10 protein-coding genes and 1 pseudogene are annotated in these 7,551 nt (G+C 66.3%); 7 read left to right on the top strand and 4 right to left on the bottom strand.

What is annotated here, in order from left to right; genetic code table 11:
- Nucleotides 1-541, bottom strand: a 541-nt coding sequence (locus JCM9942_RS08170; RefSeq protein ID WP_256202334.1) for a DUF2066 domain-containing protein, incomplete at its 3' end; no start/stop codon positions are given.
- A 110-nt stretch (nucleotides 542-651) separates the two neighbouring features.
- Here JCM9942_RS08170 and purM point away from each other — a divergent pair.
- The 6 genes and pseudogenes from purM (at nucleotide 652) to JCM9942_RS08140 (ending at nucleotide 5,004) form a co-directional block, all read left to right on the top strand.
- Entirely contained in the window at nucleotides 652-1,710 is a 1,059-nt protein-coding gene (gene purM, locus JCM9942_RS08165; protein WP_054658957.1) for a phosphoribosylformylglycinamidine cyclo-ligase, read from the top strand.
- A 26-nt stretch (nucleotides 1,711-1,736) separates the two neighbouring features.
- Complete coding sequence (locus JCM9942_RS08160; protein WP_054658956.1) at nucleotides 1,737-2,180, top strand: hypothetical protein; 444 nt, start codon at nucleotides 1,737-1,739, stop codon at nucleotides 2,178-2,180.
- A 43-nt stretch (nucleotides 2,181-2,223) separates the two neighbouring features.
- A complete protein-coding gene (locus JCM9942_RS08155; protein ID WP_054658955.1) occupies nucleotides 2,224-2,832 on the top strand; it encodes a DUF2238 domain-containing protein in 609 nt (202 codons plus the stop codon).
- On the top strand, nucleotides 2,829-3,488 hold the full coding sequence (purN, locus tag JCM9942_RS08150; protein WP_054658954.1) for a phosphoribosylglycinamide formyltransferase: 660 nt from the start codon (nucleotides 2,829-2,831) through the stop codon (nucleotides 3,486-3,488). Before JCM9942_RS08155 ends, purN begins: the two co-directional genes overlap by 4 nt.
- A 63-nt stretch (nucleotides 3,489-3,551) precedes the next feature.
- Entirely contained in the window at nucleotides 3,552-4,319 is a 768-nt protein-coding gene (locus JCM9942_RS08145) for a DUF3108 domain-containing protein (RefSeq protein ID WP_054658953.1), read from the top strand.
- 2 nt (nucleotides 4,320-4,321) lie between these two features.
- Nucleotides 4,322-5,004: pseudogene (locus JCM9942_RS08140) on the top strand (DUF3108 domain-containing protein).
- Between the two features lie 56 nt (nucleotides 5,005-5,060).
- Here JCM9942_RS08140 and JCM9942_RS08135 read toward each other — a convergent pair.
- The 3 genes from JCM9942_RS08135 to JCM9942_RS08125 are packed head-to-tail and all read right to left on the bottom strand — an operon-like array spanning nucleotide 5,061 to nucleotide 6,916.
- The gene (locus JCM9942_RS08135; protein WP_054658952.1) at nucleotides 5,061-5,372 is read right to left on the bottom strand and encodes an EF-hand domain-containing protein; all 312 of its coding nucleotides are present in this window, start codon (nucleotides 5,370-5,372) and stop codon (nucleotides 5,061-5,063) included.
- Complete coding sequence (gene murA, locus JCM9942_RS08130; RefSeq protein WP_054658951.1) at nucleotides 5,369-6,643, bottom strand: UDP-N-acetylglucosamine 1-carboxyvinyltransferase; 1,275 nt, start codon at nucleotides 6,641-6,643, stop codon at nucleotides 5,369-5,371. The genes JCM9942_RS08135 and murA overlap by 4 nt, the downstream gene beginning before the upstream one ends.
- A 39-nt stretch (nucleotides 6,644-6,682) precedes the next feature.
- Entirely contained in the window at nucleotides 6,683-6,916 is a 234-nt protein-coding gene (locus tag JCM9942_RS08125; protein WP_054658950.1) for a BolA family protein, read from the bottom strand.
- 53 nt (nucleotides 6,917-6,969) lie between these two features.
- On the opposite strand from JCM9942_RS08125, the gene JCM9942_RS08120 reads away from it, so the two are divergent.
- Nucleotides 6,970-7,551: KpsF/GutQ family sugar-phosphate isomerase (locus JCM9942_RS08120; RefSeq protein WP_157722831.1), on the top strand; the 582-nt coding region annotated here is incomplete at its 3' end.

Genomic DNA, 7,551 nt, shown 5'->3' with positions numbered 1-7,551 from the left:
ACCCCAGCTTGTAACCGCGCTCGACCGCGCGATCCAGCAACACCCGCGCCGCATTGGACTGCTGCACGCCGACCAGACGCGGACCGCTGCCATCGTCAATGGCCAGCCACACCACCGGCTTGGGCCGCGGCTGTGGCCACACCGGCAGTCCCAGCGCGGCCACCAGACCGTCCACATCGTCCTGCCGGAAGCGCGCCACCAGCACCGTGCGGAAGCTCGGCGCACCGGTGGAGGAGGTGCCCTGGTCCTGCCGGTAGTCGTAGCTTTCGACATAGTCCTTGGCATTGCGCAGCGCCTGCGCCACACCCGGGCGGGTCATTGCACTGCGGTCACCCGACAGCTTGGCCAGCACCGACCCCAACGCCCGGGCCAGCGCCCCGTTGCGGTCCGCATCGGCCTGGCTGTTGACCGGCACCTCGGCCTCGTAGGCGCCGCGGGCGCTGGCAACATCACCTTCGGTACGCGTGCTGGACTGCGCCCACGCCAGCGGCACCGGCAGGCAAAGCGCCAGAAACAGGATTGTGACCAGGCTGCGACGCATTGAAATTTCCATTGCTCGACGGTTTCCGGAGGGAATTGTTGCCCGAATGCGGCCTTCGCGCCAACGTGGCCTGTTAAAATCGACCGTTCACTCCGCCAGTGCAGCCGCCCGTGACCAGTTCCCCGACCTCTGCCAACTCTCCCCTCACCTACCGTGACGCCGGTGTCGACATCGACGCGGGCAACGAGCTGGTCGAGCGCATCAAGCCGCTGGTAAAGCGCAGCTTCCGACCTGAAGTGATGGGCGGACTGGGTGGCTTCGGCGCCCTGTTCGACCTGTCCAACAAGTACCGCGAGCCGGTACTGGTGTCGGGTACCGACGGCGTCGGCACCAAGCTGAAGCTGGCCCAGCAGCTGGGCCGCCACGACACCATCGGCATCGATCTGGTCGCCATGTGCGTCAACGACGTGCTGGTGCAAGGTGCCGAGCCACTGTTCTTCCTGGACTACTTCGCCACCGGCAAGCTCGACATCGATACCGCCGCGGCCGTCGTGGGCGGTATCGCCAACGGCTGCACCGAGGCCGGTTGCGCGCTGATCGGCGGCGAAACCGCCGAGATGCCGGACATGTATGCCCCGGGCGAATACGACCTGGCCGGTTTCACCGTCGCCGGCGTGGAAAAGAGCGAGCTCAAGGACGGCTCTGCCGTGGCCCAGGGCGATGTGCTGATCGGCATCGCCTCCTCCGGCCCGCATTCCAACGGCTATTCGCTGGTGCGCCGCATCTACGAGCGCGCCGGCAGCCCGACCGACGTGGTACTGGAAGATGGCACACCGCTGCTGGACGCGCTGATGGCGCCGACCCGCCTGTACGTCAAGCCGATCCTGTCGCTGCTCAAATCGCACGGCGCTTCGGTCCACGGCATGGCCCATATCACCGGTGGCGGCCTGACCGAGAACATCATCCGGGTCGTGCCTGAGGGTCTGGGCATCACCATCGATGCCCGCAGCTGGACCCTGCCGCCGGTGTTCCAGTGGCTGCAGCGCGAAGGCAATGTCGCCGACAGCGAGATGTGGCGCACCTTCAACTGCGGCATCGGCTTCGTGCTGGCCGTACCGGCCGCCGAAGTGGCTGCCATCAACGCCGCGCTCGATGCGCTGGCGCTGGCGCACTGGCAGATCGGTGAAGTGGTGCCCGCCACAGGCGACGAGCGCGTGCGGATCGGCTGAGACCGCCGACCAGCAAGGAGCCACTCATGGATGCAGTGAATTCCCCCGTCCGGCCGCCAGCACCGGGCGAGGACAACGCCAGCCAGCTGCGGCTGCTGGCGATCTTCCACTATGTGGTGGCGGCGATCACCGGGCTTTTTTCGCTGTTCCCGGTGCTGCACCTGGTGATGGGGCTGGCCATGGTCAACGGCACGCTGCCAATGCAGCCGACCCACCCGGGCAACCCGCCCATCGCCCCGGAGATGTTCGGCTGGATCTTCGTGATCTTCGCCGGGGTGATGATCGTCTGCGGACTGACCCTGGCCGGCTTCATGGCCTACGCCGGGCGCTGCCTGACGCAACGCCGGCGTTACACGCTGTGCCTGGTGGTGGCCGCTCTCTCCTGCATGCTGATGCCCTTCGGCACGGTCTTGGGGATATTCACCCTGATCGTGCTGATGCGACCGCCGGTCAAGGCGGCGTTCGCTTGAAACCCGCACCGTCTCCATTTGCCTTGCTGCCGCGCCACCCTGCATGAGCGCCACCAAGAAAGCCGCCTTCTTCGCCGTGCTGGCGGTGTTCATCGCCACCTGGATCAAACCGATGTGGCCGCTGGAGCAGGCCCTGCACAGCTCGCTGACCATCATCGGCCTGGCCGCACTGGGATGGGTGGACCGCCGCTGGCCACTGGGCAATGGCGCGTTCGTGGCGATCTGCGGCTTCATCGCCCTGCACAGCATCGGCGCCCGCTGGCTGTATTCGAACGTTCCCTATGATCTGTGGGCGCAGGCGCTGACCGGCTGGTCACCGGATGCGGCCTTCGGCTGGCAACGCAACCATTTCGACCGGCTGATCCACGTGCTCTACGGCCTGTGCTTCACCCCGGCGCTGGCCCAGCTGGCGCGCCATGGCTGGCCGGCGCTGCGTGGCGGCCAGGCCTTCAGCCTGGCGGTGATGGTGATCATGTGCTCCAGCCTGGTCTACGAATGGTTCGAGTGGGGCATCGCACTGCTGTTGTCACCGGATGCGGCCGAGGCCTACAACGGCCAGCAAGGTGACATCTGGGACGCACACGCCGACATGCTGCTGGCTACGCTCGGCAGCCTGCTGACATGGCCATTGACCAGGAAATCCACACGATGACCGTCCCTCCCCGTATCGCGGTGCTCGCCTCCGGGCGCGGCAGCAACCTGCAATGCCTGATCGATGGCATCGCCGCCGGCCAGCTGGAGGCGCGGATCGTCGGCGTATTTTCCGACCGACCCGGCGCCCGTGCATTGGACAAGGTGCCCGCCCCATCGCGCTGGGCGCGCTCGCCCAAGGACTTCGCCAGCCGCGAGGCGTTCGATGAAGCGCTTGGCGATGCCGTGGCCGCCTGCAATCCGGACTGGATCGTCTGCGCCGGCTACATGCGCATCCTGGGCGCCGGCTTCGTCGAGCGTTTCAGCGGCCGTCTGGTCAACATCCACCCCTCGCTGCTGCCGCGGCACAAGGGGCTGCACACCCACGCCCGCGCCATCGAGGCCGGCGACACCGAACATGGCGCCAGCGTGCACTTCGTCGTACCTGAACTGGACGCCGGGGCGGTGATCGCCCAGGCCCGGGTACCGGTATTGGCCGATGACACACCCGAATCGCTGGCGGCACGGGTACTGGCGGTGGAGCACCCGTTGCTGCTGGCCAGTGTGCGCCTGCTCGCGACCGGCCGCGTAACTGAACAGGATGGCCGCATCCGCCTGGATGGTCAGTCCCTGTTTAGGCCGCTGCGCCTAGATTCCGCCGGAACCCTTTGCGCCTGATCCCCACATAGCGCCAACCGGTCGGCTGGCATGATCCTCCTTCCCTTACGGACCTGGTCCCGCATGACATTCGCGCCATTCAAATCGCTGGTGCCGATCACCTTGCTGGTAGCGGCAGGCGCCTCCGCACAGCAGCCCTCGGCACCGGCAGTGCCCTTGCCGGCCACCGAATGGACCGCGCCGGCGCTGGAACCGTTCGTGGCCACCTACCAGGCCTTCTACAAGGGCAAGGAAGCCGGTGACGCGACGCTGCGCGTGGTGCACAGCGAAGGCGCGCAATGGCGGGTGGATATGGCCGTCCGCGGCAAACGCGGATTCGCCAGCGTGCTGGGGCTGAATCTGGAACAGAGCACCGTCTTCAACAACGAGGGCAGCGTCTACACCCCGCTCAGCCAGAGCACGGTGAAGAAGGCCTTGTTCCTGGGCAAGAAAGTCACCGGCGTCTACAACTGGCAGACCGGCACCGCGCAATGGCAGGGCGACCTGAAAAAGGAACGGCAGCAGCCCATCCCGCTGCAGCGCGGCGACCAGAGCGCATTGCTGCTGAATCTGTCACTGATGCGCGACGCCCGCCCCGGGCAGACGCTGCAGTACCGTTATGTCGATGTCGGCCGCGTCCGCCAGTACGAATACCGGGCCGCCGATGCCACCGAGAACGTCCAGATCGGCGACCTGAGCTATGACGCCCTGCGGGTCTACCGCACCAACGGCGGCAATGACGAAACCGTCCTGTGGATCGCCAATGGCGTACCCACCCCGGTGCGCATCCTGCAACGCAAAGACGGCGAGGACGAGATCGACCTGCGCCTGATCGAATACCAAGGAGCCTGAGCATGAACCGTATTCCGAGCCTGCTTCGCATCGCCACCACCGCCGTCCTGGCCCTGGCCAGCCTGCCGGTACTGGCGATGGAGCCCTTCACCGCGAACTACCAGCCAGCTACATGGGCATGCAGGCCAACGGCGTGATGACGCTGGCCGCGGAGGGCGCCAATCGCTGGCGCTACAGCCTGCAGATCAAGAATCCGATGGCCGATCTGAGCCAGAGCACGGTGTTCGATGAGCTGGCCGGCAAACTGCGCCCGCTCAGCAGCCACGACCGCTCGGTGCTGCTGATCAAGCGCAAGCAGGTCGATGCCAGCTATGACTGGAACAGCAAACAGGCCACCTGGAGTGGCGATGTGAAGCCCGAACGCCGCGGCCCGATCCGCCTGCGCGATGGCGACATGGATGCATTGCTGATCAACCTCGCCATCGCCCGCGACCTGGCCGCCGGCAAACCGCTGAGCTACCGCATGGTCGACGACGGCCGCATCAAGCCGATGACCTACCGGGTGGTCGGCAAGGAAAACGTGACGATCGACGGCAAGCCGCGCGAGGCCACCAAAGTCTCGCGCGTGGACGGCAACAAGGAGCAGATCGCCTGGATCGTGGCCGGCATGCCGGTGCCCGCGCGCCTGCTGCAACGGGAAAACGGCCAGGACGCACTGGACCTGACCATCAAGTCGATCCACTGACCCCCGCAGCCACAAAAAAAGCCCGGCAAATGCCGGGCTTTTCTGTTGCTGCAACCTCACTTGGCCGGAGCATCGCGCTTGAATACCGTCTTGCAGTCACGACGGAACTCTTCGCCGCTGCTGCGCCACAGGAAGCTGCGGCACTGGCGATTGCCCTCCTCCGCATCCTGCACCGTCACCGCGTAGAAGGCCTGCAGGAACTCGTCACGGCTGACCTGGCCATCGCCATTCCAGTCCATCTGCTCCTTCTCCACCCCGCGGGTGATCGCCACGCCGGAATACCAGGCCCAGCCCAGCCAAACCAGTGCGATCAGCACCAGCACCAGCAGGGCCCGCCGACGCGGCGTGAAGCGGCCCTTGATGATCATGCGATGCGCCGGATGCCGGCACCGAGCGCACCGAGCTTCTCCTCGATGTTCTCGTAGCCACGGTCCAGGTGGTAGATGCGGTCGATGGTGGTGTCGCCATCGGCCATCAGACCGGCCAGGATCAACGACGCCGAAGCACGCAGGTCGGTCGCCATCACCGGCGCGCCGCTCAGGCGCTCGACCCCGCGACAGATCGCGGTGCGTCCCTCGATCTGGATGTCCGCCCCCAGCCGCTGCAGCTCCTGTACGTGCATGAAGCGGTTCTCGAAGATGGTTTCGTTGATCACGCCCACGCCATCGGCCACACAGTTCAGCGCCATGAACTGCGCCTGCATGTCGGTCGGAAACGCCGGATACGGCGCGGTGGTCAGATTGACCGCTTTGGGCCGCTTGCCGTGCATGTCCAAAGTGATGGTGTCTTCGGTGGCTTCGATCTCCGCACCGGCCTCGACCAGCTTGGCCAGCACCGCATCCATCGTGTCCGGACGCGCGTTGCGCACCACGATGCGCCCGCCGGTCATCGCCGCGGCCACCAGGAAGGTGCCGGTTTCGATGCGGTCGGCCAGTACCGCATGGCGGCCGCCGGCCAGACGCTCGACGCCTTCGATCACCAGCCGCGCGGTGCCGATGCCCTCGATCTTCGCGCCCAGTGCGATCAGGCAATGCGCCAGATCCGACACCTCCGGCTCCATCGCCGCGTTGTCCAGCACCGTGGTGCCTTCGGCCAGCACCGCGGCCATCAGCACGTTCTCGGTACCGGTCACGCTGACCATGTCGAAAGTGAAGTGCCCGCCCTTCAGACGACCATCGACGTGGGCCTTGATGAAACCGTTCTCGACGGTGATGTGCGCACCCAGCGCCTGCAGGCCCTTGATGTGCTGGTCCACCGGACGCGAGCCGATCGCGCAACCGCCCGGCAGCGACACTTCGGCCTGACCGAACTTGGCCAGCAACGGCCCCAGCACCAGGATCGAGGCGCGCATGGTCTTGACCAGCTCATACGGGGCGACATGCTGATCCACGGTGCGCGGATCGACCACGATCGCGCTGCCGCGCGAGAGCGTGCCCTGGTCGATGGTGACCTTGGCGCCCAGCTCGCCGAGCAGCTTCACGGTGGTGATCACGTCGTGCAGGTGCGGCACGTTGGTGATCTCCACCGGCGCATCGGCAAGCAAGGTGGCGCACAGGATCGGCAGAACGGCGTTCTTGGCGCCGGAAACATTGACCTCACCGTTCAGCGCGCTGCCGCCGGTGACTACGATTTTTGCCATGGAGTAAGGCCGATAAGTAGAAAGGAGAGAGTTGCCGGCTCAGCCGGCTTCTGCCGGCGTAACGGTTTTCAGTGCCAACGCGTGGATCGCGCCGCTGTCCAGCTGCGCCTTGACCGTGGCATTGACCATGCGGTGCCGCGCCAGCAGCGGCTTGCCGGCAAACGCCTCGCACACCACCGTGGCCTCGAAATGCACGCCGTCGTCACCCTGCACGTCCGCACGGGCGCCTGGCAGGCCGGTTTCGATCAGGTTTCGGATGGTTTCGGCGTCCAAAGCGCTTTCCTAATAAAATGGGCGCCCATTCTACTATTCCGAGTGGCGCCCGTATGGCTGCTTCCCCCCTTTCGCTGAACGCGGTCCGTGATGCCGACCTGATCGCCAGCGGCCACCGTGTCTTTGAGATCGAACAGGCCGAGCTGGACCGCGTCGGCAACCGTCTGGGCGCCGAGTTCGCTGCCGCCTGCCGCCTGATCCTGGGCGCGCGCGGCCGGGTGGTCGCCACCGGCATGGGCAAATCCGGGCACATCGCGCGCAAGATCGCCGCCACCCTGGCTTCCACCGGCACCCCTGCGTTCTACGTGCACCCGGGTGAAGCCGGCCATGGCGACCTGGGCATGATCACCGAGGACGACGTGGTGCTGGCACTGTCCTATTCCGGTGAGTCGGACGAAGTGCTGATGCTGCTGCCGGTGCTCAAGCGCCAGGGCAACCCGCTGATCTCGATGACCGGAAAGCCACAGTCCAGCCTGGCCAGAGCCGCCGACGTGCATCTGGATGTGAACGTCGCCAACGAGGCCTGCCCGCTGGCGCTGGCACCGACCTCCAGCACCACCGCCTCGCTGGCGATGGGCGATGCGCTGGCGGTGGCACTGCTCGATGCGCGCGGCTTCACCGCCGATGATTTCGCC

This window comes from Stenotrophomonas pictorum JCM 9942 (genome assembly GCF_001310775.1).
In the GTDB taxonomy this organism is placed as follows: domain Bacteria; phylum Pseudomonadota; class Gammaproteobacteria; order Xanthomonadales; family Xanthomonadaceae; genus Stenotrophomonas; species Stenotrophomonas pictorum.
This window is presented reverse-complemented; position numbering and strand designations above follow the sequence as displayed.

Coding starts and splice junctions, on each gene's coding strand:
- murA (WP_054658951.1), bottom strand. CDS start 6,643: ATGGCAAAAATCGTAGTCACCGGCGGCAGCGCGCTGAACGGTGAGGTC.
- JCM9942_RS08160 (WP_054658956.1), top strand. CDS start 1,737: ATGGATGCAGTGAATTCCCCCGTCCGGCCGCCAGCACCGGGCGAGGAC.
- JCM9942_RS08135 (WP_054658952.1), bottom strand. CDS start 5,372: ATGATCATCAAGGGCCGCTTCACGCCGCGTCGGCGGGCCCTGCTGGTG.
- JCM9942_RS08155 (WP_054658955.1), top strand. CDS start 2,224: ATGAGCGCCACCAAGAAAGCCGCCTTCTTCGCCGTGCTGGCGGTGTTC.
- purN (WP_054658954.1), top strand. CDS start 2,829: ATGACCGTCCCTCCCCGTATCGCGGTGCTCGCCTCCGGGCGCGGCAGC.
- JCM9942_RS08145 (WP_054658953.1), top strand. CDS start 3,552: ATGACATTCGCGCCATTCAAATCGCTGGTGCCGATCACCTTGCTGGTA.